The 24,208-nt window shown below is 67.4% G+C and carries 23 protein-coding genes; 10 read left to right on the top strand and 13 right to left on the bottom strand.

From position 1 onward, the window contains the following. Positions 1-298: 298 nt before the first annotated feature. The 11 genes from ACWCIA_RS18695 to ACWCIA_RS18645 all read right to left on the bottom strand — a co-directional run bounded on the left by ACWCIA_RS18695 (position 299) and on the right by ACWCIA_RS18645 (position 10,418). Complete coding sequence (locus ACWCIA_RS18695; RefSeq protein WP_454165679.1) at positions 299-439, bottom strand: hypothetical protein; 141 nt, start codon at positions 437-439, stop codon at positions 299-301. A 126-nt stretch (positions 440-565) separates the two neighbouring features. Then, positions 566-1,498, bottom strand: a complete 933-nt coding sequence (locus ACWCIA_RS18690; protein WP_454165678.1) for an ACP S-malonyltransferase — start codon at positions 1,496-1,498, stop codon at positions 566-568. 9 nt (positions 1,499-1,507) lie between these two features. After that, the gene (gene mdcB, locus ACWCIA_RS18685; protein WP_454165676.1) at positions 1,508-2,434 is read right to left on the bottom strand and encodes a triphosphoribosyl-dephospho-CoA synthase MdcB; all 927 of its coding nucleotides are present in this window, start codon (positions 2,432-2,434) and stop codon (positions 1,508-1,510) included. Beyond that, positions 2,422-3,099 carry a malonate decarboxylase holo-[acyl-carrier-protein] synthase gene (gene mdcG / locus ACWCIA_RS18680; RefSeq protein ID WP_454165674.1) on the bottom strand — a complete coding sequence of 226 codons (678 nt, stop codon included), beginning with the start codon at positions 3,097-3,099 and terminating at the stop codon, positions 2,422-2,424. Before mdcG ends, mdcB begins: the two co-directional genes overlap by 13 nt. Next, positions 3,083-3,799 carry a biotin-independent malonate decarboxylase subunit gamma gene (gene mdcE / locus ACWCIA_RS18675; protein WP_454165672.1) on the bottom strand — a complete coding sequence of 239 codons (717 nt, stop codon included), beginning with the start codon at positions 3,797-3,799 and terminating at the stop codon, positions 3,083-3,085. Before mdcE ends, mdcG begins: the two co-directional genes overlap by 17 nt. After that, positions 3,799-4,707, bottom strand: coding sequence for a biotin-independent malonate decarboxylase subunit beta (locus tag ACWCIA_RS18670; RefSeq protein ID WP_454165690.1), 909 nt, complete (start codon positions 4,705-4,707; stop codon positions 3,799-3,801). The genes mdcE and ACWCIA_RS18670 overlap by 1 nt, the downstream gene beginning before the upstream one ends. After that, entirely contained in the window at positions 4,704-5,030 is a 327-nt protein-coding gene (gene mdcC / locus ACWCIA_RS18665) for a malonate decarboxylase acyl carrier protein (protein WP_454165670.1), read from the bottom strand. The genes ACWCIA_RS18670 and mdcC overlap by 4 nt, the downstream gene beginning before the upstream one ends. 8 nt (positions 5,031-5,038) lie before the next feature. After that, entirely contained in the window at positions 5,039-6,709 is a 1,671-nt protein-coding gene (mdcA, locus tag ACWCIA_RS18660) for a malonate decarboxylase subunit alpha (RefSeq protein WP_454165668.1), read from the bottom strand. 21 nt (positions 6,710-6,730) lie between these two features. Further along, complete coding sequence (locus tag ACWCIA_RS18655; RefSeq protein WP_454165666.1) at positions 6,731-8,149, bottom strand: SLC13 family permease; 1,419 nt, start codon at positions 8,147-8,149, stop codon at positions 6,731-6,733. A gap of 292 nt (positions 8,150-8,441) precedes the next feature. Continuing rightward, positions 8,442-9,356, bottom strand: a complete 915-nt coding sequence (locus ACWCIA_RS18650) for a LysR substrate-binding domain-containing protein (RefSeq protein WP_454165664.1) — start codon at positions 9,354-9,356, stop codon at positions 8,442-8,444. 168 nt (positions 9,357-9,524) lie between these two features. After that, positions 9,525-10,418: a LysR family transcriptional regulator gene (locus tag ACWCIA_RS18645; RefSeq protein WP_454165663.1), complete on the bottom strand. Its 894-nt coding sequence runs from the start codon at positions 10,416-10,418 to the stop codon at positions 9,525-9,527. Between the two features lie 303 nt (positions 10,419-10,721). Here ACWCIA_RS18645 and ACWCIA_RS18640 point away from each other — a divergent pair, with 303 nt between their 5' ends. The 10 genes from ACWCIA_RS18640 to ACWCIA_RS18595 all read left to right on the top strand — a co-directional run bounded on the left by ACWCIA_RS18640 (position 10,722) and on the right by ACWCIA_RS18595 (position 21,809). Next, on the top strand, positions 10,722-12,995 hold the full coding sequence (locus tag ACWCIA_RS18640) for a TonB-dependent receptor (RefSeq protein ID WP_454165661.1): 2,274 nt from the start codon (positions 10,722-10,724) through the stop codon (positions 12,993-12,995). Positions 12,996-13,138: 143 nt separating this feature from the next. Continuing rightward, entirely contained in the window at positions 13,139-14,011 is an 873-nt protein-coding gene (locus tag ACWCIA_RS18635) for an alpha/beta fold hydrolase (RefSeq protein ID WP_454165660.1), read from the top strand. A gap of 20 nt (positions 14,012-14,031) precedes the next feature. Continuing rightward, positions 14,032-15,231 (top strand): substrate-binding domain-containing protein, encoded by a 1,200-nt coding sequence (locus ACWCIA_RS18630; protein WP_454165658.1) that lies wholly within the window; start codon positions 14,032-14,034, stop codon positions 15,229-15,231. Between the two features lies 1 nt (position 15,232). Next, positions 15,233-16,018, top strand: a complete 786-nt coding sequence (locus tag ACWCIA_RS18625; protein WP_454165656.1) for an ABC transporter ATP-binding protein — start codon at positions 15,233-15,235, stop codon at positions 16,016-16,018. Next, entirely contained in the window at positions 16,011-16,736 is a 726-nt protein-coding gene (locus ACWCIA_RS18620) for an ABC transporter ATP-binding protein (protein ID WP_454165655.1), read from the top strand. Before ACWCIA_RS18625 ends, ACWCIA_RS18620 begins: the two co-directional genes overlap by 8 nt. 8 nt (positions 16,737-16,744) lie before the next feature. Further along, complete coding sequence (locus ACWCIA_RS18615; RefSeq protein ID WP_454165653.1) at positions 16,745-17,806, top strand: branched-chain amino acid ABC transporter permease; 1,062 nt, start codon at positions 16,745-16,747, stop codon at positions 17,804-17,806. Positions 17,807-17,811: 5 nt separating this feature from the next. Next, positions 17,812-18,885, top strand: a complete 1,074-nt coding sequence (locus tag ACWCIA_RS18610; protein ID WP_454165652.1) for a branched-chain amino acid ABC transporter permease — start codon at positions 17,812-17,814, stop codon at positions 18,883-18,885. A gap of 313 nt (positions 18,886-19,198) precedes the next feature. Then, complete coding sequence (locus ACWCIA_RS18605) at positions 19,199-19,858, top strand: choice-of-anchor J domain-containing protein (protein ID WP_454165650.1); 660 nt, start codon at positions 19,199-19,201, stop codon at positions 19,856-19,858. A gap of 105 nt (positions 19,859-19,963) precedes the next feature. After that, complete coding sequence (locus tag ACWCIA_RS18600; RefSeq protein ID WP_454165649.1) at positions 19,964-20,395, top strand: post-PEP-CTERM-1 domain-containing protein; 432 nt, start codon at positions 19,964-19,966, stop codon at positions 20,393-20,395. Further along, a complete protein-coding gene (locus tag ACWCIA_RS18595) occupies positions 20,388-21,809 on the top strand; it encodes a PA domain-containing protein (protein WP_454165647.1) in 1,422 nt (473 codons plus the stop codon). Before ACWCIA_RS18600 ends, ACWCIA_RS18595 begins: the two co-directional genes overlap by 8 nt. Positions 21,810-22,006: 197 nt before the next feature. Here ACWCIA_RS18595 and ppa read toward each other — a convergent pair whose 3' ends face one another. Further along, on the bottom strand, positions 22,007-22,546 hold the full coding sequence (gene ppa / locus ACWCIA_RS18590) for an inorganic diphosphatase (RefSeq protein ID WP_454165645.1): 540 nt from the start codon (positions 22,544-22,546) through the stop codon (positions 22,007-22,009). A 450-nt stretch (positions 22,547-22,996) separates the two neighbouring features. Further along, positions 22,997-24,193: a heme biosynthesis HemY N-terminal domain-containing protein gene (locus ACWCIA_RS18585; RefSeq protein WP_454165644.1), complete on the bottom strand. Its 1,197-nt coding sequence runs from the start codon at positions 24,191-24,193 to the stop codon at positions 22,997-22,999. Positions 24,194-24,208: the final 15 nt, after the last annotated feature.

Raw genomic sequence — 24,208 nt, 5'->3', positions numbered from 1 at the left:
CCATGATGGCCGTGATCGGCGCCTGCATGCGCAAACTGGCGCACCTGTGCTTCGGCGTGATCCATACGGGGAAACCTTATGACCCGACTTTCGCCATGTAAGGCTTGACGAGGAAGACGGTATCTACGTTTGCGCCAGATGTAGGGTGGAGTCCCGACTCCACGCGTTAATAACGCCGCGCTCACGCGACGTGACGCCTCCGGCTCGGCCACCTCACCCACCCACGGAGTCGAGCCCCAACCGTACAAATAAAAACGCCGGCTCGAGGCCGGCGTTGCGTGTGCGTGTGACGCGTGGCTCAGTTCCACCCGCCCGCGTTCGCGCTGTACACTTCCTGGCGGCGGACACGCAGCTCCGCCTGCTTGCGCATGACGAGTTCGGCACGCGACCGTGCGCGGGCGACCAGCGTGGCGGCGATGGCACTCAACAGCTTTTTCATTTCACGACTCCCGGATTGCGCCGCATCGGATGCGGACGCCAGTTCAACGATCCTACCGTTATACGGGCGTTTCAGCGGAACATCCAATTCCGATTGGCAATATCAGGTATGGGTGACGTGAATGGATTATTCGACATGCCGCTCGAGCCAGCGGCGCACGCCGTCCAGCGAGCGGAAGTCGGCCACCGAGCGGCAGGCGATGCCCGGGTGGCGCGCTTGCAGCATGCGCGCGAGCGAGGCGCCGGGGCCCAGCTCGAGCGCGACCGTCACGCCGGCCTCGACCAGCGCATCCATGCCGTCCTTCCAGCGGATCGGCTCGGCCAGCTGGCGCGACAGGTGGTCGATGGCGGTGCGGGCGTCGTCGACGGGAACGGCGGCGATGCCGGAGATGACCGGCACCTGCGGCGCAGCCAAACGCGCTTCGAGGAGCGCCCGGAACGGCGCCACCGCACCTGCCATGAAGGGCGTGTGCGAGGCCACGCCGACCGGCAGCACACTCCCCCGCCCGCCCGCCGCGCTCACGGCTTCGAGCAGCGCATCGCGTCCCTCGGCCGGGCCGCCGGCGATCAGGCTGTCCTCGCCGGTCTCGATGGCCAGCTGGAAGCCGAAGGGCCGCGCGAGCTCTTCCAGCGTTGCACTGCCCAATCCGGAGAGCGCCACCAGCGCCTGGGGCGGCGTGGTGTGCAGGCAGGCGTCCATCAGGCGCGCCCGCTGTGCGCCCAGGGCGACCGCATCGCCCGGCGACAGCGCACCGGCGACGCCGTAGGCGGCCAGTTCGCCGATGCTGTAACCGGCCACGATGGCAGGCGGGGGGATGTCGCTTCCAAGCGCTGTCCAGGTAGCCAAGGTAGCCGCTACGATCAGCGGCTGGGCGCAGCGGTTGGCGTACAGCAGACCCTCGTCGGCGAGCACCGTCGCCGGCGGCGCGTCCAGGGCGGCGCCCTGCAGCCAGCCGTCGAGCAGGCCGGCCGCCTGCGAATCGCTCCTAGCGAGGTCGAACATGGCCGGGCCTTGCGCGCCCTGGCCGGGACACAGCAGGGCAAGCCGGCTACGCATCATGCTTCCCCATCATGCTTCGCCGCAGACGTCGTGCAGCAGGCAGCTGGCGGCCAGCAGGTCGGCCGCGCCGCCGGGCGAAAGCCGTGCCGCGACGAAGGTCCGGTGGCAGGCCAGCGCGCGCACCTCCCAGCCCTCGGCCGCCGTGCCGCCCTGCGCGAGGAAGTCCTGCGCATGGCGCTGCACGGTGCGCGCGCCCTGCTTGCCGCCGCGGTGATACAGGTTGGTGTCGCTGATGTGGCCCATCAGCGCGAACAGGGCGTCCACCCGCGCGCGACGCATGCCGCGGCCGGCCGCCAGCGTCGCCTGCAGCATCGGCAGTGCGACCTCGAAAACCGAGGGCAGCCCCAGCGCCGCTTCCTCGCGGGCGCCGCTGGCGGCGTAGCGGCGGGCCGCGCGCAGGCCGTGCGAATCCGCGCCGCCCTGGACATGGGTGTGCGCGGCCAGTGCGCCGGCCCAGCGCAGCAGCAGCATCGCGCGGATCGCTGGCGGCGACAGCGGCGTGCCGCGCGCGCGGCAGGCGCCGATGGCCGCGCACAGCAGACCGAGGCAGAACACGGCCCCGCGGTGGGTGTTGATGCCGCCGGTGGCCCGCAGCATGCGCGCCTCGGCCTCGATGCCGAGCTGTTTCAGCCTCGCGAACGGCGCGTTGTCCATGCCGGCGCGGGTGATGTGGCGGAAGTAGTGGCGCAGGGCGAACAGGCTGCGCATGAAGGTCGCCGCCGTCATGTCGTCGTGGCTGCCGTTGTCGACGAGCGAGACCAGGCCCGGCTTCGGATACAGGGTCAGTTCCGCGTACAGGCTGCGCACGGCGCGGCGCGCGATCGAGGCGCAGAAGGCGCGCTCGGCCGCGCGTGCGCCGGCGGCAGCGGCAGCGGTCGCAGCTGCTTGGGCCGCAGGGGCATGCAGGCGCGGCAGCTCGAACATCAGCTCAGGCATGCTTCCTCCTCCAGCGCGGCCGTCAAAGCCTGGGGCAGCGCCAGCGACACGCGCGTCATCTCCTTGACCAGCACCCGCGTCCCCGCCGCGCCATCGAGCGCGGCCGCCCATTCCTTCCACGCGACGGCGCGGCCGCCGGGGAAGACGATCTCGCCGTCGAGCGGCAGGTGCGCGGCGTGGGTACGCAGCAGCGCCAGGCCGGCCTCCAGCTCGGCGCCGTTGGCCGGCTGGAGCAGCAGGTCGATGTCCGAGCTCTCCCTTAAATAGGCCTGCCCCGTCATGGCTTGCAGTGCGGCGGAACCGTAGATGCGGATGTCCAGTCCGGCCGCCTCCGCCTCGCGCGCCAGGCCGGCCAACGCGGGACGCCAGCGCGGCAGCACGTCGACGGCCTGCGCCAGGGGCAGCGGCCGCTCGCGGCGGATGATCGTATCGACAGCAACGCGGCAGGCCACGCGGACCTTGCGGCCATCCTGCGGATCGGGTGGCAAGGCGATGCCGATTGCGAGCTCGCCCGGCGCCTGGTCGGCGTCCGCGCGGCGCACGATGGCGGGCCAGCCGGCCTGCTGCCATGCGCTCAGAGCCGGCACGGCCGCAGCCGGGGCGCCGGCCAGCGCCTGGCGCCAGCCCTCCCCGCCCAGCCAGACCAGATCATGCCGGGCGAACATGCGACCCCGTCCTGACCGCCTCGGCCACGGCCTGCGCCATGTGGCGCCCGCCCCGGTCCTGCCCCAGCATCATGCGCCGGTCAACCGGCTCGGCCTCGGCCAGCGCCCTGGCCAGCTCCTGCGCGAGATCGGACTCCCAGATCGCGTGCACCCCGCCCATGCGCAGGTAGTTCGGCGCGCCCGGCGCGAACACCGGATTCTCCTTCGCCAGTTCGGTCAGCCTTTCCTCGGGCACCTTGGTGATGCGCGCCATCGCCGGCAATCCCATCACGCGGATGGTCGCCTGCGGCAGGGCGAAGCAGGCGTCCGCGATCAGGCCACTGGTGATGAAGCCGCCCGACAGCGCCTGGTCGTACACCAGCCCGATCACCCGGTGCCCCTGGCGGCGCGCAAAGTCGATGCACTTGCCGAGGTGGGCCATGTAGCTGTTAATGCCCAGCATTTCGTCGCGGTGGCGCAGGCGCTGGCCCTGGGTGTCGACCAGGATCAGGATCGGCCGCCCGGGATAGGCCGCGACCGTCTTCAGCACCGCCTTGGCCTGCGCGAGGGCGATCTCGATGCCGATCGGCGCGTGGTCGGTGGTGCCGATCACGGCGACCGCCTGGCCGGCCACCTGGCCCGTGCCGGACAGGAAATGCTCGCGTTCGACGATGTCGTGCCCTTCGGGGAAGAGCTGGTTTGCCAAAGTCTGCCAATCCATTATTTGCCTCCTGCGCCGGGACCGGCACGGTGAACCGCGGCCAGCGCCAGGAAGGCGTCGGCCTCGAGCATCGGCACGGCGGCCGGATCGGGCACGCCGAGCGCGCGCCAGACATCCATCGGTTCGAGCTGGTCGCCGAAGTCCGCCAGGCGCCGTTCCAGCATGTCCTGCTCGGCTTCCAGACCGGCCAGGGTGAGCGCGACCTCGCCTGCGCGGGCGGCGGCGATGGCCTCGATGGCCGCCTGGCGGAAGGCCGTCGTATCGTCCGGCACCAGCACCTGGCAGTCGCCCAGCAGGTAGCGGTGCTTGCCGCCCGTGGTGCGCCAGACCAGGGCGCGGTCGCGCGAGTCGAATTCTTCGACGCCGTGGGCGGTCTCGATGACTTCCGGCCCCGACATCGCCAGCCTGCCCTCCTCCGACATGATGACCGTATTCGCGCAGCGCGCCGTGATGCCCATGCCGCCGAAGCAGCCGTTCGAGCCGCCGACCGCGACGATGACGGGGATGCCGGCGGCGCGCACGTCGAGCAGCGCACGCATGACTTCCGAGACGGCGATCAGGCCGGCATTGGCCTCGTGCAGGCGCACGCCGCCCGATTCGAGCAGGAGCAGGACCGCGTGTGCTTCTTCGGCGACGGCGCGCTGCAGCATGCCCACCAGCTTGGCGCCGTGGACCTCGCCCACCGCGCCGCCCATGAAGCCGCCCTCCTGCGCCGCGCCGAACACGACGCGGCCATCGAGCCGTCCGCGTCCGACGACGACGCCATCGTCGAAGGAGACCGGCGCGTCGAGCTGGGCCAGGTGTGGGCTGATGACGCGCTCGCCCGGCGGCAGGAATTCCTCGAACGATCCGTCGTCGAAGATGTGGGGAATGCGCTGGCGCGCGCTCAATTCGAGATAACTGGTCATGGCTTGATACATGGTGCCCCTCCGGTCATCGATTCCACAGCCTGGTCCAGGCGCAGGCTGACCACCGCCGGCGTGGCGCCCATGTCGTTGATGCAGATGCGGGCGTCGGCCAGCTTCCAGCGCGCCTGGAAGTCGTTCATGACGGCCTCCCAGGTGGCGCCGAAGCCGTTCGCCGCAGTGCGCACTTCGATCTCGCAGGCGCCACTGAGCGCCGCCGGTTCGATCAGCACCTCGAGGTTGCCCGAGCTGACCACGCCCACCAGCTGCGGGCTGGATGCCAGCGGCGTGCTGCCCGCTTCAAAACGAAAATGCAGGGTTTCCATAGGGTTCCTCACCAGTTCCTGAAGCGCTTCGGCGGATCGTACAGCCCGCCGGATGCGCGCACCAGGCCTTTCATGTTCTTCTCGGCCAGCAGGTCGCGCGTGGCCAGCCGCTTGTCGATGCCGAGGTCCTCGGGCCGCTGGACGATGCCGCGGTCGCGCAGGTTTTCCACCATGCGCTTGTCGCGCCCCATGCCCACCGGCGTGTAGCCGGCCACGCCGCGGATCGCCTGCTCGCGTTCTTCCTCGGTGCGGCACAGCAGCAGATTGGCGATGCCCTCCTCGGTCAGGATGTGGGTGACGTCGTCGCCGTAGATCATTACCGGCGGAATCGCCATGCCCGCCTGCTCGGCCAGTTGCCAGGCGTCGAGGCGCTCCACAAAAGCAGGCGCCATGTGCTCGCGGAAGGTCTCGACCATCTGCACCACCAGCTTCTGCCCGCGCGGGATCACGTTGCGGCCCTCGCGCGCCTGGCGGCCGGCCTTCAGCCAGGCCGGGCTCGGATGGCGCCGGCCACGCGCATCGGACCCCATGTTCGGCGCGCCGCCGAAGCCGGAGATGCGGCCCAGAGTGGCGGTCGAGGAATTGCCCTGCAAGTCGATCTGCAGGGTCGAGCCGATGAACATGTCGCAGGCGTAGTGGCCGGCCGCCTGGGAAAAGGCGCGGTTGCTGCGCATCGAGCCGTCGGGGCCGACAAAAAAGATGTCGGGCCGCGCGCGGATGTAGTTTTCCATGCCCAGCTCGGAGCCGAAGGAATGCACCGATTCGACGAAGCCGGCCTCGATCGCGGGAATCAGCGCCGGATGGGGATTCAGGGCCCAATGGCGCGCGATCTTGCCCTTCAGGCCGAGTTCGGCGCCATAGGTCGGCAGGATCAACTCGATGGCGGCCGTGTCGAAACCGATGCCGTGGTTCAGCCGCTCGATCTGGTACTCGGCGTAGATGCCCTTGATCGCCATCATCGCCATCAGCACCTGGATTTCCGAGATCTGGGCCGGGTCGCGCGTGAACAGCGGCTCGATGTAGTACGGGGTCGGAGACTGCACCACGAAGTCGACCCAACCGCTCGGGATGTCCACCCGCGGCAGCGTGTCGACGATCTTGTTCACCTGGGCGATCACGATGCCGCTCTTGAAGGCCGTGGCCTCGACGATGGCCGGCGTGTCCTCGGTGTTCGGCCCGGTGTAGAGGTTGCCCTCGCGGTCGGCCATTTCCGCCGCCACCAGCGCCACGCGCGGCGTCAGGTCGACGAAGTAGCGCCCGAAGAGTTCGAGGTAGGTGTGGATCGCCCCGATGTTCAGCTTGCCGCTTGCGGCCAGCTTGGCCAGGCGCCCTGCCTGCGGCCCGGAGAAGGAAAAGTCGAGGCGCGAACCGATGCCCTTCTCGAACACGTCGAGGTGCTCGGGCAGCGACAGCACCGACAGCAGCATGTGCAGGTTGTTGATGCGCTGCGGGTCGAGTTTCGTGAGTGCCTTGCCGAGGAAGTCGGCCTGCTTCTGGTTGTTGCCTTCGAGGCAGACGCGGTCTCCCGGTTCCAGCACCGCGTGCAGCAGCTCGACGATCTGGCCGCTCGCCACGGCCTTGCCCGTCAGGGCGGCCCCGAGCGCCGACTGCGCGCGTTCGAGCCGCTCCTTGCGGTTGCTTTGCTGGCGGTTCCAGCGGTTGTTGTCAAACTCAGCCATGTGGGTTCCTTGTATGCGTGCTCAGAACACGACGAACAGCAGCCAGACCAGGGGCGGCGCGGCTAGTGTCACGATCGCGCCATAGATCATCAACTGGCGCAGGAAGACGTCGCGGTCGATCCCCTGCGCGTTGGCCAGCACCAGCGCGCCGTTGGTCGAGAAGGGGCTGACGTCGACGATGGTCGAGGCCACCGCCATGGCGGCGATGAAGCCGATCGGATCGACCCCGGTGCCGGCCTGCAGGAAAGGCACGGCCAGCGGAATCAGCGAGCCCAGCACCGCGGTGCTCGAGGCAAAGGCCGACACGATGGCGCCTACGAAGCACAGCAGCAGGGCGACCATCAGCGGCGAGGTCAGGCTCGCCACGCTGGTGCCGACAAAGGAGATGGTGCCCATCTTCTCCATCACGCCGACATAGGTACTGACGCCGACGATCAGCATCACCTCGGGCCAGGACACCTGGCCGATGGCGCGCTTTTGCACCTGCGGCGCCATGATCGAGAGCAGCAGGCCGATGGTGATGGCCACGAAACCGATGTCGAGCTTGTAGACCAGCGTCGCCACGGCCAGTGCGACCAGGCCGAAGACGGTGGCCAGCTGCTGCATGGTGACGGGCGTGTCCTGGGTAATGGAAGCCGCGGCCTGAGCGGCGGCTGCCCCGCCCCCTGCATTCACGGCCGTCAGCGCTTCGGGCGAGCGGTTGCGCGTCAGCTTTTCCTCGCTCATCGCTTCGCCTTCGGCGTCGTCGTAGATCTGCGGTCCCTGCGCGGCCACCGCGACCTGGGTATTGAAGCCGCCCATCGGCATGCCCATGCCGCCGCCCGCCCCGCTCTGGCGCATCAGCTTCAGGCCGCCGAACACGACGAACAGGATGATCGCCACGCCGAGGTTGACGCCCAGGCTGACGAATGCGGTGGTCAGTTCCGAGATCGGCAGGCCGGCCTTCTGCACGATCTTGTTGGTGATGCCGCCGTAGATGCTGATCGGCGAGAAGCCGCCGCCCTGGGCGCCGTGGATCACCATCAGGCCCATCATCAGCGGGTTGATGCCGTACTTGGCCGCGAAGCCGAGCGCGATCGGGGCGATGATGGCGACGGCCGCCGGGCTGACGGCGCCGACTGCGGTGAGCAGCGCCGCGATCGCGAACATCACCCAGGGTATGGCGGCGATGCGCCCGCCCACGGCCCTGACCGCTAGCCGCACCAGCCAGTCGATGGTGCCGTTGTTCTGGGCCAGCGCGAACAGGTAAGTGATACCGACCAGGGTCAGGAAGAGTTCGGCCGGGAAGCCGGCCATGATGGCCTTGGTCTGCATGCCGGCCACGAGCGTGCCGACGAGGAAGGCGCCGACAAAGGCGATGACGCCCATGTTGATCGGCAGGATGGTGGCGATCACGAACATGATCACCAATGCGTAGATCGACAGCATGTGAGAAGACACGGCTATCTCCTTCATGATTCGCGCCGACTCCGCGGCGCTTTGTGAAACGTCTCCATTGCATTGCCTGTCCAACCCTGCCCCTACGGCGGCATGGAAAAACGGCATGCTCTTTTGTCAGCACTGATGCGGCCTAAGGTAGCCCCGAATCTCGCCGAGATCAATTACGCAGGGTCAGCGACGTTTACGCTCAGCGTAAGTATTGGAGGGACGCTGATGGGCGAAGTTCGGCCGCGGCGACCATCCGTTGCGCCGCGTCGTGGGGTCGGCCGGGTTCAGCCGGGTTCAGCCGGGTTCACTTCTTGTCGTGCCTGAGCATGCGGCAGACGGCGGCCAGCGCCAGCAGGTTCGGGTCGCGCTCGCGCACCCGCAAAAAGGACAGGCCGATGGTCTGGCGCATCAGGTACTCGGGTTTCAGCGGAATCAGCTGGAGCTTGTCTCCGAACGCGTCTCGCACGCGGCCCGGGAGCAGCGTATAGCCGATGCCGGCGCTGACCAGGTTCATCAGCGAGAAGATGTCCCCCGTCTTCATGACCACGGTCGGCTCGAAGCCGGCGATCCGGAAGGCGCCCTGGAAGCCGTGGAAGGTGGCGAAGCCGTCGCTCAGGCTGACGAATTTTTCGTGGGCGCAGTCGCGCAGGTCGATCTGCGCGGCCCCGGCATAGCGCGAGCCGGCGGGCGCGGCGAAGAAGATGTCGTCCTCGAACAGCGCGATCGATTCGACATCCGGGTCGGGGTCGGGCATGGCCAGCAGGGCTGCGTCGATCGCGTTCTGCTTGAGCTTGTGCAGCAGGTCGGCGTTCGACCCCAGCACCAGTTCGGTCTCGAGTTCGGGTTTGCGCAGCTTGATGCCGATGATGACTTCGGGGATGGTGCCGGTGGTCAGCGAGTAGAGCGAACCGATCTTCAGGCGGTCGGCCGAGAAGCCGGCGGCGCGGCGGGTGGCGGCGATGCCGTCGGCCATCAACTTGACCACTTCGCGGCTGACCTCGGCGAGCACCTGGGCCGCCTCGTTCGGAATCAGGTTGCGGCCCTTCAGGCTGAACAGCTGGCAGCTGGTGCCCTCTTCCAGCGAATGCAGGGCGCGGTGCACGCTGACGGCGCTGATGTCGAGCATGCGCGCGGCGGCGTTCAGGTTGCCGCCCTCCATGTAGGCAAGAAGGATTTCGAGCTTGCGGAAGGTGATCTCGTCGCTGATCTGGCTGCGCATGGGTGTCGCTCCGCTAAAAGGTAGGGTGGACGGGTCCCCCGTCCACGCGTCGATCGTTGACGGCAAGATCATCGCACGAAGGAATGCGACCGATACCGATCGACGCGTGGACGGCAAAGCCGTCCACCCTACGGTATTGTGAAATTATTGGGTCGCTCACCCGGCGCCTCAGACAAACAGCGACGGCTGGCTGTCGGCAAAATCGCGCAGCAGGTTCCACACCACTTTCACGCGCCGCAGGCGGTACAGGTCAGTGGGCGCGGCCAGCCAGAACGAGCGCTCGGCGAAGAAGCCGGGCAGCACCTGCACCAGGCGGCCGTCGTCGGGCACCGCGTAGGGCGGCGCCATCATCAGGCCCATGCCGAGCGAGGCCGCCTCGATCTGGGCCGTCATGCCCGAGCAGCACAGGCGGCGGCGCGGCGTGAAGCCGAGTTCGTCGAGGTAGGACAGCTCGCGGCTGGCCAGGCGGTCCTGCACGTAGTCGACGAAATAATGCTGGGAGAGGTCGGACTGGTGGCGGATCGGCGGATGCTTTTCCAGGTAGCCGGGCGAGGCGTACAGGTAGAAGCGGAAGGAGGCCAGGCGCGTCACCATGTAGCGCCCGGTGGTGGGCGGGTCGAGCATCACGCCGAGGTCGGCTTCGCGGTTGGCGAGGTTGGCGAAGCGCGGCAGCGCCAGCAGGTCGATCGTCAGGTCGGGATTGGCGTCGAGCAGGCCGACCAGCAGCGGCGCCACCACCTTCACGCCGAACACTTCCGGCACGCCCAGGCGCACCACGCCGTGCGCCGCCACTTCCGCCCCGCTCAGCTGCTCGGCCGCCGCCAGCGCCGCGCCCTCCATCGCTTCCGCATGCGGCAGCAGCGCCAGGCCCATCTCGGTCAGCTCGTAGCCTTCGCGCGAACGGTCGAACAGGGTCGAGCCGAGTTCCTTTTCCAGCCGGTCGATGCGGCGTGCCACCGTGGTGTGCTCGACGTCCAGCCGGCGCGAGGCCCCGGACAGGGTACCGGCGCGCGCCAGCTCGAGGAAGAATCGGAGGTCGGTCCACTCTGGCAAGGTATTCATCGGTGCACTTGTTCGATATCAAGACGCCCATATTGTGCACCAGTGCACATTCCTCCCGCAATCAATTCCCATATGCATGTTTGTAAGCACGCAAATTGTGCGGGTACACCATTCTCCCTGCATGGCCCTCTCCCTATCTTGGTGCGCCAAGCTGTGCATTAATGCACAAGCGGTTGGCGCGCTGTTATCTTTTCAGCCAGACCGAACAGGGGCACACTGCCTGGCGTGCGAGTTTGATCACATGCGTGATTGCATGAGCCATCCCAAAATTAGGAGACATAGATGCGCCTGACGAATAAAAAAATGAAGTTGGTCAATCGTTCCGCCATAGCCACCGCCGCCCTGCTCGCCCTGTCGAGCAGCGCAATGGGGGTCGCCCACGCCCAGGAAGCCACCGGCGCGCCGGCCGCAGCCGGCGACAGCGCCTCCGACGTCCAGAAAGTGGTCGTCACCGCGCGCCGCCGCGAGGAAACCCTGCAGGACGTGCCGGTGTCGGTGACCGCCTTCAGCGCCGACCAGCTCTCGAAGCAGGCCGTGCCGGACGTGACCGCGCTGGCCCTGGCCCTGCCGAACACGACCCTGAAAGCGTCGCGCGCGACCAACTCCACGCTGACCGCCTTCATCCGCGGCGTCGGCCAGGCCGACCCGCTGGCCGGCTTCGAATCCGGCGTCGGCATCTATATCGACGACATCTACCTGGCCCGCCCGCAGGCCGCCGTGGCCGACATCTACGACGTCGAGCGCATCGAAGTGCTGCGCGGCCCGCAGGGTACGCTGTACGGCCGCAACACCATCGGCGGCGCCGTCAAGTACGTCACCCGCAAGCTGGCTCCGAAGCCTGATGTGCGCCTGCGCACGACCGTCGGCAACTACGGCCAGATCGAAGGCGTGGCCACCGCCAGCGCGCCGGTCTCCGACACCATCCGCGTCGGCGGCACCGTGGCCCGCTTCAAGCGCGACGGCTACGGCAAGAACCTGTTCACCGGCGCCGAGAACTACGACAAGGACGTCACCGCCCTGCGCCTGTCGGCCGAGTTCACCCCGACCCCGGACCTCTTCATCCGCATCGCCGGCGACGCCACCCAGGACGATTCGAGCCCGAAGAACGGCCACCGCCTGATCGTCGGCCGCACCAGCGGCGCGCCGATCCTGGCCAACGAATTCGACACCCGCGCCAACCTGACCAAGGCCATCGGCAACGACCAGGAAGTCACTGCGCACGGCGTCTCGGCGCTGGTCGAATACAACGTCAACAACCAGTTCACCCTGAAATCGATCACCGCCAGCCGCAAGGACAAGTCCTGGGCGCCGATCGACTTCGACTCGCTGCAAGTGGTCGACATGGAAGTGCCGGCCCTCTACACCAACGAGCAATTCAGCCAGGAATTCAACCTGACCTACACGGGCGACCGCATCCAGGGCGTGGCCGGCGTGTACTACATCGACGCACAGGCCTTCAACAAGTTCGACACCATCCTGGCCGGCGCGGTCCCAACCTCGACCTTCACCAGCGGCGACATCGGCACCAAGGCCTGGGCCGCCTACATCGACGGCAGCTACAACTTCACCGACGCGTTCTCGCTCTCGCTGGGCGGCCGCTACACCGTCGACAAGCGCACCGCCTCGATTTACCGCCAGATCTTCCTGGGCGCGAACGGCACGCCGGAAATGGGCAACCCGGGCGCCATCCCGTTCCGCACCGACACCGACCTGCGCAGCGGCCTGGAACGCGAGGACAAGAAGTTCACCCCGCGCATCGCCGTCAACTACAAGCTCAACGCCGACCACAACGTCTACGCCTCGTACGCCGAAGGCTTCAAGGGCGGCGGCTTCGATCCGCGCCTGAACATCGTCGGCACCCGCATCCCGCTGTCGCAGGCACGCGCCGGCTACAGCCCGGAAACCATCGAGACGGTCGAACTGGGCCTGAAGTCGGCCTTCAACGGCGGCCGCATCACCACCAACACCGCCCTGTTCTTCAGCGACTACCAGGACGTGCAGATCCCGGGTTCGGTGGCGATCGACACCAACGGCGACGGCAAGGACGACAGCTTCGCCGGCGTCACCACCAACGCCGGCAAGGCCAAGATCCGCGGCTTCGAGTTCGAGACGGTGGCCAACCTGACGCGCGACTTCACCGTGGCCGGCATGTACAGCTACATCGACGCCGAGTACAAGGAGTACATCGTCGCCGGCGTCAACGTGGCCAACCAGCGCGTGTTCCAGAACACGCCGAAGAACTCGGCAAACCTGCGCGTCAACTACGACATCGCGGCGCCGATCATGGGCCACAACGGCAAGATCTCGCTGATCGGCAGCGCTGCCTACAAGGGCGCCACCAACCAGTTCGAAACCCGTTCGCTGCTGGACCAGGAATCGTACAAGCTGTATGACGCGAGCATCGTCTGGACCCGCGCCGACGGCAAGATCCGCGCCGGCATCCACGGCAAGAACCTGAGCGACGAGCGCTACAAGACCGCCGGCTACCTGTTCCCGACCCTGGGCAACGAAGGCACGCTGACGGCCTTCTACGGCAACCCGCGCACGGTCTCGGCAACGCTCGAGTACCGCTTCTGATCCTGCGGGAGGGCCGGACGCCGCGTGCGTCCGGCCCGGCCTGACGAGCCTCTCGTCCTCCACGTGCGATGCCCGCCGCCACAGGCGGCGTGGCGCCGCACGCCCCTCCCCCTCACATTCCAAGAACAACAGGATCTGCCAGCGTGTCCAACTTCACACCAATCAGCTTCCAGAGCACCGACGGACTGGCGCTGTACGCACGGGATTATGCGGCGGCTGCGGGACCGGCGCGCCTTCCTGTCGTCTGCCTGCACGGCCTGACGCGCAATTCCGCCGATTTCGACGAGCTGGCGCCCGAGATCGCAGCCCTGGGCCGGCGCGTGCTGGCGCTCGACGTGCGCGGCCGCGGCCACTCGGCGCGCGACCCGAATCCGGACAACTACAACCCGGTCGTCTACGCGGGCGACGTCGCCAAGCTGCTGCACGACCTGGGCATTGCCCGCGCCGTGTTCGTGGGCACCTCGATGGGCGGCCTGATCACGATGACGCTGGCCGTGCGCAACCTCGACCTGATCGCCGGCGCCATCCTCAACGACGTCGGCCCGGTGCTGTCGGTCAAGGGCCTGGCGCGCATCGCCGGCTACGCGGGCCGCTGCAGCACCCTCTCCTCGTGGGACGACGCCGCCTGCTACCTGAAGGACATCAACGCCTGCGCCTTCCCCGGCAACTCCGACGAGGAGTGGGGCAAATGGGCCCAGCGCGCATTCGCGCCCGACGAATCGGGCAAGCTCGCCCTGCGCTACGACCCGAGTATTGCAATAGCAATGCAGACAGGTAAACTAAAGCCGACCTCGCTCGCGGCACGCCTCGCCTTCAAGCGGCTGGCGCACAAGCGCCCCGTGCTGCTGGTGCGCGGCGCCCTGTCGGACCTGGTCGAACCCGAGCAGGCCGCATGGATGCGGCGTGCCGCACCCGCGATGGAATACACCGAAGTGCCGAACGTCGGCCATGCGCCGATGCTCACCGAACCGCAAGCATTGGAGGCGATCCGCCAGTTCCTGGCTCGGCTTCCATAAAACAGCAATCAGGAGACAGCATGAACCACCTCGTCAAACCCTTGAGCATGGCCATCCTGGCCGCCTTCGCCGCTACCTCCGCGCCCCTCGCGCTGGCCGCCGGCCCGGACCTGAAGATCGCCCTCATCGCCGGCAAGACCGGCCCCCTCGAGACCTATGCCAAGGAGACCGAAACCGGCTTCATGATGGGCCTCGAATACCTCACCGGTGGCAAGATGGAAATCGGCGGGCGCAAGCTGAAGGTCATCGTCAAGGACGACCAAAGCAAGCCGGACCTCGGCCGCACCCTGCTGGCCGAAGCCTATGGCGACGACAAGGTCGCCCTCGCCGTCGGCACCACGTCCTCGGGTTCGGCGATCGCGATGCTGCCGGTGGCGAGGGAATACAAGAAGGTGCTGATCATCGAGCCTGCCGTGGCCGACGCGATCACCGCCGAAAAGTGGAACAAGTACATCTTCCGCACCGCGCGCAGCTCGATGCAGGACGCGATGGCCGCCGCCACTACCCTGAAGGGCGGCAGCGTGGCCTTCCTGGCCCAGGACTACGCTTTCGGGCGCGACGCCATCAAGGCCGGCAAGGAAGCCCTCGCGGCCACCGGCAGCAAGGCGAAAGTCGTGCACGAGGAATACGCCCCGGCCACCTCGACCGATTTCACCGCCCCGACCCAGCGCCTGTTCAACGCCCTGAAGGACAAGCCGCAGCCGCGCGTGCTGGGCATCGTCTGGGCCGGCCCGAACCCGATGAACAAGATCGCCGACATGAAGCCGGAGCGCTTCGGCATCTCCCTTGCCCCGGGCGGCAACATCCTGCCGGTGATGAAGACCTGGAAGAGCTACGCCGGCACTGAAGGCACCATTTATTACTACTACGCCTTCCCGAAGAACAAGATGAACGACTGGCTGGTCGCCGAGCACCAGAAGCGCTTTAAGGCGCCGCCCGACATGTTCACCGCCGGCGGTTTCGCCGCGGCCAGCGCCGTCTTCAACGCGCTCTCGAAGGTCCCGGACGGGAATAGCGAGAAGCTGGTCGCCGCGATGGAAGGCATGCAGTTCGAGACCCCGAAAGGCCCGATGAGCTTCCGCAAGGAAGACCACCAGGCGATCCAGTCGATGTACCACTTCCGCATCAAGAAGGACCAGAAGAACGAGTGGGACCTGCTGGAACTGGTACGCGAAATCCCGGCCGCCGAGATGCCGCTGCCGGTCCGGAACAAGCGCTGACATGGCAGTCATCCAGCAAGCGCAGCCGCCTTCGCTGTCGACCCGCGACCTGACGATCCGCTTCGGCGGCCACGTCGCGGTCAACGCGGTGACGGCGGACTTCTACCCGGGCACGCTGACCGTGATCGTCGGTCCCAACGGGGCCGGCAAGACGACCTACTTCAACCTGGTCTCGGGCCAGCTGCCGGCCACCTCGGGCACGGTGTCGCTCAAGGGCCAGGACATCACGCGCCACGGCGCGGCGCGGCGCACGCGCCTGGGCATCGGGCGCGCCTTCCAGCTCACGAATCTGTTCCCGAACCTGACGGTGATGGAAAACGTGCGCCTGGCGGTGCAGAGCCGCGCCGGCGTCGGGATGAACATGTTCTCGGTCTGGTTCGGCCACAAGGAACTGATCGCCCGCGCCGAGCATTACATGGAAAGGGTCGCGCTCCTCGCCAAGCGAGAAGCGCGGGTCGGCTCGCTCTCGCACGGCGACCAGCGCAAGCTGGAAGTCGCGATCCTGCTGGCGCTCGAACCGGACATCCTGATGTTCGACGAACCGACCGCCGGCATGAGCGTGGACGAAGTGCCGGTCGTGCTCGACCTGATCCACGCCGTCAAGCGCGACGCCAACAAGACCGTGCTGCTGGTCGAGCACAAGATGGACGTGGTGCGCCAGCTGGCCGACCGCATCATCGTGCTGCACAACGGCACCCTGGTCGCGGACGGCATCCCCGGCGAAGTGATGCAATCGAAGATCGTACAGGAAGCCTATCTTGGAACACCGGAAACCGAACATGCCTGAACCACTGCTGAAGCTCTCCGGCGTGCACACCCACATCGGCCAGTACCACATCCTGCACGGCGTCGACATGGTGGTGCCGCGCGGCGGCCTGTCGGTCCTGCTGGGCCGCAACGGCGCCGGCAAGACCACCACGCTGCGCACCATCATGGGCCTGTGGAAGGCGAGCGCCGGCAGCATCGTCTTCGACGGCCGCGACATCACCAAGCTGGCCACGCCCGACATTGCGCGGCTCGGGATCGCCTATGTCCCGGAAAGCATGGCCGTCTTCTCCAGCCTCACCGTGCGCGAGAACCTGCACCTGGCCGCCACCAGCGGCCCGATGGACCCGGCGCGCGTCGAGTGGATTTTCGGCTTCTTCCCGGCCCTGAAGAAATTCTGGAACTACCCGGCCGGCAACCTCTCCGGCGGCCAGAAACAGATGGTGGCGATCGCGCGCGCCATCATCGAGCCGCGCCGGCTGCTGCTGGTCGACGAGCCGACCAAGGGCCTGGCCCCGGCCATCGTGCACAGCCTGATCGCCGCCTTCCGCGAGCTGAAGGAGCTCGAAACCACGATCCTGCTGGTCGAGCAGAACTTCAATTTCGTGCGCTCGCTCGGCGACACCGTCAGCGTGATGGACGACGGCCGCGTGGCCCACGCCGGATCGATGTCGGCGCTGGCCGGCGACGACGCGCTGCAGCAGCGCCTCCTCGGCCTGTCGCTTGACTCCCACCAATAGGAACCGCCATGAGTGCAACCCTTCCTCCCGTTGTTGCAGAGCCCAGGGCGGCGCCCAAGGCCGCAGCGCCCCAAGCCGACACGCCCCTGCCGAGCGCCCCGCGCGACCTGGCGCCCCTGCTGCTGGTGCCCGCCCTCGCGCTGCTGATGCTGCCGCTGGTCGGCGACCTGCCGACCTGGGTCACCCTGACCGTCGCCGGCCTCGCCATGGGCATGATGATCTTCATCATGGCCAGCGGCCTGACCCTGATCTTCGGCCTGATGGACGTGCTGAACTTCGGCCACGGCGCCTTCGTCTCGGTCGGCGCCTTTGCCGCCACCATGGTGCTGCTGCCGATGCAGGGCTGGCTCGAAGTCGATTCGCTGCTGATCAACCTGGGCGTGCTGGCCCTGGCGGTCACGGTCGCGATGCTGGTCACGGCCCTCCTCGGCTGGGCCTTCGAGCGCGTCATCATCATGCCGGTCTATGGCCAGCACCTGAAGCAGATCCTGATCACGATGGGCGGCATGATCGTCGCCGAACAGCTGATCCACGTGATCTGGGGCGCGGAAACCATTCCGCTGCCGTTGCCGGCCTCCCTGCGCGGCGCCATCTTCCTGGGCGACGCGGCGATCGAAAAATACCGGCTGGTGGCGGTCGTCGTGGGCCTGGTCGTGTTCGCAATCATGTTCCTGACCCTGAACCGCACCAAGATCGGCCTCCTGATCCGCGCCGGCGTCGAGAACGGCGAGATGGTGGAAAGCCTCGGCTACCGCATCCGCCGCCTGTTCGTCGCCGTGTTCGCGGCCGGTTCCGCGCTGGCCGGCCTGGGCGGCGTGATGTGGGGCCTGTACAAGGAAACCCTGACGGCCGCGATGGGCGGCGAGATGATGGTCACGATCTTCATCGTCATCATCATCGGCGGACTGGGCTCGATCGGCGGCTGCTTCATCGGCGCCCTGCTGATGGCGCTGGTGGCCAACTATGCCGGCTTCCTGGCGCCGAAATTCGCACTGGTGTCGCACATCGTCCTGATGATCGCGATCCTGCTGTGGCGCCCGGCCGGGCTGTATTCGAAATCGCGGGGCTGACCACTATGAACCGACTCCTTTCCGGCGACCTGCCGCGCAGCCGCGCCCTGACCCTGGTGCTGCTGCTGATCTTCCTCGGGCTGGCCTTCGCGCCCTTCCTGACCTCGGGCTCGCGTTCGCTCAACACGGCCGCCACCATCTGCGTCTACATCGTGCTGGTGGCCTCCTACGACCTGCTGCTCGGCTACACCGGCATCGTCTCGTTCGCGCACACGATGTTCTACGGGATCGGCGCCTACGGCATCGGCCTGGGCCTGGCCTCGGTCGACGAGCCGACCTGGAGCGCCGCCTTGGGCGGCCTGGGCCTGGCCCTGCTGCTGGCCCTCGCCTTGGCCTTCGTCGTCGGCCTGTTCGCGCTGCGCGTGCGCGCCATCTTCTACGCGATGATCACCCTCGCCGTGGCGTCCTCCTTCGCCGTGCTGGCCTCGCAACTGTCGGATTTCACCGGCGGCGAGGACGGCAAGACCTTCAGCGTGCCGGAAGTGCTCACGCCCGGCTTCACGCTGATGGAAAACGAGGTGTTCGGCCGTTCGATCGACGGCAAGCTGCTGACCTATTACCTGGTCTTCTTCGGCTGCCTGGTGCTGTTCCTGTTCCTGCTGCGCCTCGTGAACTCGCCTTTCGGGCGCGTGCTGCAGGCGATCCGCGAGAACGAGTTCCGCGCCGAGGCGCTCGGCTACCGCACCGTCGTCTACCGCATCTGGGCCAATTGCCTGGCCGCCCTGGTCGCCGTGCTGGCCGGTGCGCTGATGGCCCTGTGGCTGCGCTATGTGGGGCCGAAGACGTCGCTCGGCTTCGAGGTGATGACCGACATCCTGCTGATCGTGGTGATCGGCGGCATGGGCACGATGTACGGCGCCGTGGTCGGCGCCGCCCTCTTCATCCTGGCCCAGAACTACCTGAAGGACCGGATGGGGGACGCCTCGAGCGCGCTGGAAGGCCTGCCGATGCTGGCCGCCGCCCTGCACCCGGACCGCTGGATGCTGTGGCTGGGCGTGCTGTTCATCCTGTCGATCTATTTCTTCCCGATTGGGATCGTCGGCAAGCTGCGCCAGCGCAGCCTCCTGGCCCGGCGCTGACCGTTTTAGCGCGCGGGCGGCGCACTACCGCCTGCGCGTGTTTTACCGCGGCCGTTCACGGTTGCGGCGGTTTCCCCTTCCGCTCGATTCCCTTCACCTCCCGCAACACCGGCTCGCCGCCCGCGCGCTGCAACGGCGCACGCGCTCGCGCGCACTCAGCTTAGACACTTTCCCATACCGCTGAGTTGCCGCGCACATTGAATTGATATCAATGTTCGTTACCGTTCAGCTCATATGATGAACTCAACCATGGCCTCGTGAATGCCAGCGCGAGTGGACCGCCATCCTTCTGGCTCCGCATGAAAGCTCATCCATGAAAACTCTCAAGTCGTGTGTTGCGGCTGGCGCGCTCGCGCTGGCCGTCTTCGCACCCGGCGCCGCCAACGCGGCCGTCCAGGTGCTGAACGAAGGCTTCGACAACGTCCCTGCCCTGCCGGGCTGGACTTTCACCAACAACAGCGTCCCTGCCGGCAACAGCTGGTTCCAGGGCAATGCCGCTATCTTCGGTGCGCAATCGGGCGCCGCCGATTCCTACGCCGCCGCCAGCTACCTCGGCGCCGAGGCCGGCCTCGGCGTAGTCGACAACTGGCTGATCACGCCCGTGCTCTCGCTCACCGGCATCACCAACCTGTCGTTCTGGACCCGCAACGAAGCGCTGGCCGGCTTCAACGACGTGCTCGAGGTCCGCTTCGCCTCCGGCAGCGACGGGGGCACCAGCAGTTTCACCACCCTGCTCGGCACCATCGGCGGCGAGTCCGGCTACCCGGCCGACTGGACCCAGTGGAGCGGCAACCTCAACGTCGAAGGCGAAGGCCGCTTCGCCTTCCGTTATGTCGGCGCTGCCGACACCCTGAACTACATCGGCCTTGACACTGTCCGAGTAGTCACCGCAGTCCCCGAACCCTCGCTGTTCGCCATGCTGGCCCTCGGCCTGGGCGCGTTCGGTGTCGTGCGCCGCAAGTCGAAGATCTGAAGCCCCGTTTAGAGCCTCGTTCGGAGCCTCGTTCGGAGCCTCGTTTGGAGGCTCATTTGTAGCCTCGTTTGCAGCTCATTTGTAGATCGATCGGAGAACCCCACCATGTCATATAAAAAACTCATCGCCGTCTTGCCGTGCGCCGCCCTCTGGGCCGCCCTGCCGCCGAAAGCGGGAGCCCAGCAGCCGCAGCAACAGCCGCAGTCGCAGCCGCAAGCTGCGCAGCAAGGCATGGTCGTCGTGCGCGACGCCCAGACCGGGCAGCTGCGCGCCCCGACCCCGGCCGAAATCCGCGCATTGACGCCGCCATCGGCGTCAGTACGGATGAGTGCGCCGTCGCAGCCGACGCTGATCACCCATCCGGGCGGCGGGCGCCAGGTGCGGCTCGGCGAACGGGGTCTCGTCTATTCGGTCGTCACCCGCGGCGCCGACGGCAAGCTCGCCGAGCAGTGCGTCCACGGCAGCACGGCCGCCGAGCAGGCCGTCCACGCTTCCACTCCCTCCGCCGCGCACCACGAAGGACACCGCCATGAGTAAATCGCCACTGCGCGCCATTGCCGCCCTCGTCCTCTCGTGCGCCGTCGCCGCCAGCGCGCAGGCGGCGACCATCATCATCGTCAACCAGAACGCGCCGGGCATCGGTTTCAACGACCCGACCCCGGTCACCCCGGTGGGCGGCAACACCGGCACCACGCTCGGCCAGCAGCGCCTGGACGCCTTCCAGCACGCGGCCGACATCTGGGGCGCCACCCTCACCAGCGCGGTGCCGATCCGCATCGGCGCTTCCTTCGTGCCGCTGTCGTGCACCGAAAACAGCGCCGTGCTCGGTTCTGCCGGGGCCAACGAAATCTGGTCCGACTTCACCAATGCGCCGCGCCCGAACACCTGGTACCCGTCGGCCCTCGCGAGCAAGCTCGCCGGCACCGACGTGGCCACGCCGGGCGAGCCGCACATCATCTCGCGCTTCAATTCGCGGCTCGGCCTGTTCCCCGATTGCCTGCCCGGGCCCGGCTTCTACCTCGGGCTGGACAACAATGCCGGCGCCGCTATCGACCTGGTCACCGTGCTGCTGCACGAAATGGCGCATGGCCTGGGCTTCCAGACCTTCACCGACGACGAAACCGGCGCCGAGATCCTGGACATTCCTTCGATCTGGGACCACTTCCTGGTCGACAACCGCACCGAACAGCTCTGGGTCAACATGACGAACGCCGAGCGCGTCGCCTCCGCCATCAGCGGCGACCGGCTGTCGTGGAACGGCCCGGTCGTCACTGCCGCCGTGCCCCGCGTGCTCGACCCGCGCTCGCGCCTGACCATCAGCGGCAGCGCGGCCGGCGGCGCCGCCGGCAACTATGACGTCGGCGACGCGTCCTTCGGTCCGCCGCTGGGGGCCACGCCCGTCACCGGCCAGCTCATGCCGGTCGTCGAGCAGCCGGACGGCACGGGCCTGGCCTGCACTCCCTTGAACGCCAACAATGCGCTGGCGGTGCGCGGCAACATCGCCCTCGTCTCGCGCGGCGAATGCCCCTTCGTCGACAAGGCGCGCAATGTCCAGGCCGCCGGGGCGATCGGCATGATCTTGGCGGACAACGCGCCGGGCGATCCAACCGGCCTGAGCGGCAGCGACCCGAGCATCACGATCCCCTCGGTACGCGTGACCCAGGAAGCCGGCGTCACCCTGCGCGCAGCCCTGCAGGCGCGCTCGCGCACCCGCTCCGGCGTCGTCGCCAGCCTCGGCATCGACCCGGCCCGCCTGGCCGGCACCGACCCGCGGCGCCGCATCCTGATGTACACGCCGACCACCAATGCGCCGGGCTCTTCGGTGTCGCACTACACCACGGAAGCCAGGCCGAACCAGTTGATGGAACCGTCGATCAACTCCGACCTGTCGCATACGGTCACGCCGCCGCGCGACCTGACCTACCCCTTGCTGCAGGACATAGGCTGGTAAGTGGAGCGGGTGGGCATGCCGCGAGCGGCGAGCGGTGTGCCCACAGCGGTTCGCGGTTGGCGGTTGGCGGTTGGCGGTTGGCCATCAGCCGTCAGCCGTTGGCAGCGGGTGTTAGTACCGCCCAATACGTAGCAACCATAAAAAAAGGCCCGGCCACCCCAAGAGGTGCCGGACCTTTCCCGTTTCGGGCCGCAGGATTACTGCTTCGCCGATTCCTTGAACTTGGCCACGCCGTTGACGATCTCGGCCTTGGCTTCATCCGGGCCGACCCAGCCTTCGATCTTGACCCACTTGCCTTTTTCGAGGTCCTTGTAGTGCTCGAAGAAGTGCTGGATCTGCTGCAGGCGCAGGTCTTGCAGGTCTTCCGGCTTTTGCCAGTGGCTGTAGATCGGCAGGATCTTGTCGACAGGCACAGCCAGGATCTTGGCATCGCCGCCGGCTTCGTCGGTCATCTTCAGCATGCCGATTGCGCGGCAGCGCACGACCACGCCCGGGATCAGCGGGAACGGGGTAATGACCAGCACGTCGCACGGGTCGCCGTCGTCCGACAGGGTTTGCGGCACATAGCCGTAGTTGCACGGATAGTGCATCGCGGTACCCATGAAGCGATCGACGAAGATCGCGCCGGTGTCCTTGTCGACTTCGTACTTGATCGGATCGGCGTTCATCGGGATTTCAATGATGACGTTGAAGTCGTTCGGCACGTCGCGGCCGGCTGGGACGTTGTTCAAGCTCATGGGTTAGTCCTTGGTTGCTGAAGATTCAATAAAGGGAAGCATTATATCGAATAGGCATAGGCTTGTGCGGCGCAGCAGCTTGCCGTGCGGATCGATTAAGTGGGAAACGTCAGGCGGGGTCGAGGCCGGTCAATGAAGCCAATTCGGCTGAGGCCAGGCGGTACGGCTGTGCAAGCGTTTCAAAACGCGTGGAGTCGGGACTCCGGTGAAGCCGTGGAGGAGGCCACTGGCCTCCTCCACCCCTACGCACACCGCAATTGTAGGGTGGAGGCATGGATGCCGGGGGCATCCATGCCAACTCCACGCGTCAACGCACAGGTGCGGGCCGAAACGTTTGCCATGTGCACGCACGGGTTGAACGCGTGGACGGCAGAAGCGCCGCGTATGGTCATGCGATCCGGTGGAGCCGTCCACCCTACGGCACGGCCCGGACCACAACACGATTCCGCCTTACAACATATTCGCCAGCGCGCTCTGCCGGTAATGCCCCGCCGCCTGCTCTTCCTGCCCCAGCGCCTCGTGCAGCTGGGCAAGCTTCAGGTGGACGTCGCGCACCATGGCCGAGTCGACGGCGTCGGACAGCGCCTGCTCCAGGTAACGCTGGGCCTTGCCCCAGAGCTTCTGGCGCAGGCACAGGGAACCGAGCGTGAAGGCCAGTTCCGGGTCGTTCGGGCGCCCGCGCAGCCAGGTTTCGCAGTGTTCGATCTGGGCCAGCAGGGTCGGCGAGCCGGCCGGGCCGGCGGCGTCGCCGTAGGCACGGATCACGCGCTCGTCCCAGCCGGTGCGCAAGGCCTCTTCGGCGATCACGCGCGCCTCGTCCTGCAGGCCGCTGGCGTTGAAGGCGGCCGCGGCGCGTGCCGCAATATACGGCTTGGTGCGGTCGGCGGCCGGCACGCCGGCCCATACGCGGCGGATCGCTTCGGGATCGCGCCCCTCTTTCGAAAGCAGCGCCTCGTAGGCCAGCTCGCGCAGGCGGCTCGACAGGGCCGGGTGCAGCGCTTTTCGCTTGTCCAGGATGCGCACCAGGCGCAGCACTTCCGGCCAGTTGCGCGCCTGCTGGTTGGCCTTCATCGACCATTGCAGCGCGTGGATGTGGCGCTGGCCGCTGGCATTGAGTTCGGCCACGGCTTCGAGGGCCGCTTCCGGCTGGTGGTCGTCGACCAGCAGCTCGATCACCGTCATCAGGCGCGCGGTCTTCATGTTGTTGTCGTGGGCGATGCCAGCCAGCCAGGCGTCGCGCCGGGCCGGTTCCCGCATGCGGTGCGCGGCGCGGGCGCCGATCAGGGCGGCCAGGCCGGCGTTCTCGGGCAGCTCGGCGGCGCGCATCGCGGCCTTTTCGGCATGGCCGAAGCGGCCCTCGAACAAGGCTTTCAGGGCGTCGCGCAGGCCCTTGTTGCCTTCGCGCTCGCGCTTGCGCAGGCGGTAGGCGGCGACGCGGTCGGGCATGCGCAGCGTGGCGACGATCGCGCGTGCCAGGCCGTAGAGCATCAGGAACAGCAGCGCCAGCAGCACGACGAACAGGTTCAGGGACATGTCGATCCGGTGCGGCGGGTAGAACAGCACCACGTTGCCCGGATTGAAGCGCGCCGTCACGGCGATGCCGATGGCCGCGGCCATCAGGGCGACTAACCAGAGGAGTAAACGCATGGAGTATTAAGCTTT

It is taken from the genome of Massilia sp. SYSU DXS3249 (assembly GCF_053668055.1).
This window is presented reverse-complemented; position numbering and strand designations above follow the sequence as displayed.

Coding starts and splice junctions, on each gene's coding strand:
- ACWCIA_RS18695 (WP_454165679.1), bottom strand. CDS start 439: ATGAAAAAGCTGTTGAGTGCCATCGCCGCCACGCTGGTCGCCCGCGCA.
- ACWCIA_RS18690 (WP_454165678.1), bottom strand. CDS start 1,498: ATGATGCGTAGCCGGCTTGCCCTGCTGTGTCCCGGCCAGGGCGCGCAA.
- mdcB (WP_454165676.1), bottom strand. CDS start 2,434: ATGCCTGAGCTGATGTTCGAGCTGCCGCGCCTGCATGCCCCTGCGGCC.
- mdcG (WP_454165674.1), bottom strand. CDS start 3,099: ATGTTCGCCCGGCATGATCTGGTCTGGCTGGGCGGGGAGGGCTGGCGC.
- mdcE (WP_454165672.1), bottom strand. CDS start 3,799: ATGGATTGGCAGACTTTGGCAAACCAGCTCTTCCCCGAAGGGCACGAC.
- ACWCIA_RS18670 (WP_454165690.1), bottom strand. CDS start 4,707: ATGACCAGTTATCTCGAATTGAGCGCGCGCCAGCGCATTCCCCACATC.
- mdcC (WP_454165670.1), bottom strand. CDS start 5,030: ATGGAAACCCTGCATTTTCGTTTTGAAGCGGGCAGCACGCCGCTGGCA.
- mdcA (WP_454165668.1), bottom strand. CDS start 6,709: ATGGCTGAGTTTGACAACAACCGCTGGAACCGCCAGCAAAGCAACCGC.
- ACWCIA_RS18650 (WP_454165664.1), bottom strand. CDS start 9,356: ATGCGCAGCCAGATCAGCGACGAGATCACCTTCCGCAAGCTCGAAATC.
- ACWCIA_RS18645 (WP_454165663.1), bottom strand. CDS start 10,418: ATGAATACCTTGCCAGAGTGGACCGACCTCCGATTCTTCCTCGAGCTG.
- ACWCIA_RS18640 (WP_454165661.1), top strand. CDS start 10,722: ATGAAGTTGGTCAATCGTTCCGCCATAGCCACCGCCGCCCTGCTCGCC.
- ACWCIA_RS18630 (WP_454165658.1), top strand. CDS start 14,032: ATGAACCACCTCGTCAAACCCTTGAGCATGGCCATCCTGGCCGCCTTC.
- ACWCIA_RS18625 (WP_454165656.1), top strand. CDS start 15,233: ATGGCAGTCATCCAGCAAGCGCAGCCGCCTTCGCTGTCGACCCGCGAC.
- ACWCIA_RS18620 (WP_454165655.1), top strand. CDS start 16,011: ATGCCTGAACCACTGCTGAAGCTCTCCGGCGTGCACACCCACATCGGC.
- ACWCIA_RS18615 (WP_454165653.1), top strand. CDS start 16,745: ATGAGTGCAACCCTTCCTCCCGTTGTTGCAGAGCCCAGGGCGGCGCCC.
- ACWCIA_RS18610 (WP_454165652.1), top strand. CDS start 17,812: ATGAACCGACTCCTTTCCGGCGACCTGCCGCGCAGCCGCGCCCTGACC.
- ACWCIA_RS18605 (WP_454165650.1), top strand. CDS start 19,199: ATGAAAACTCTCAAGTCGTGTGTTGCGGCTGGCGCGCTCGCGCTGGCC.
- ACWCIA_RS18600 (WP_454165649.1), top strand. CDS start 19,964: ATGTCATATAAAAAACTCATCGCCGTCTTGCCGTGCGCCGCCCTCTGG.
- ACWCIA_RS18595 (WP_454165647.1), top strand. CDS start 20,388: ATGAGTAAATCGCCACTGCGCGCCATTGCCGCCCTCGTCCTCTCGTGC.
- ppa (WP_454165645.1), bottom strand. CDS start 22,546: ATGAGCTTGAACAACGTCCCAGCCGGCCGCGACGTGCCGAACGACTTC.
- ACWCIA_RS18585 (WP_454165644.1), bottom strand. CDS start 24,193: ATGCGTTTACTCCTCTGGTTAGTCGCCCTGATGGCCGCGGCCATCGGC.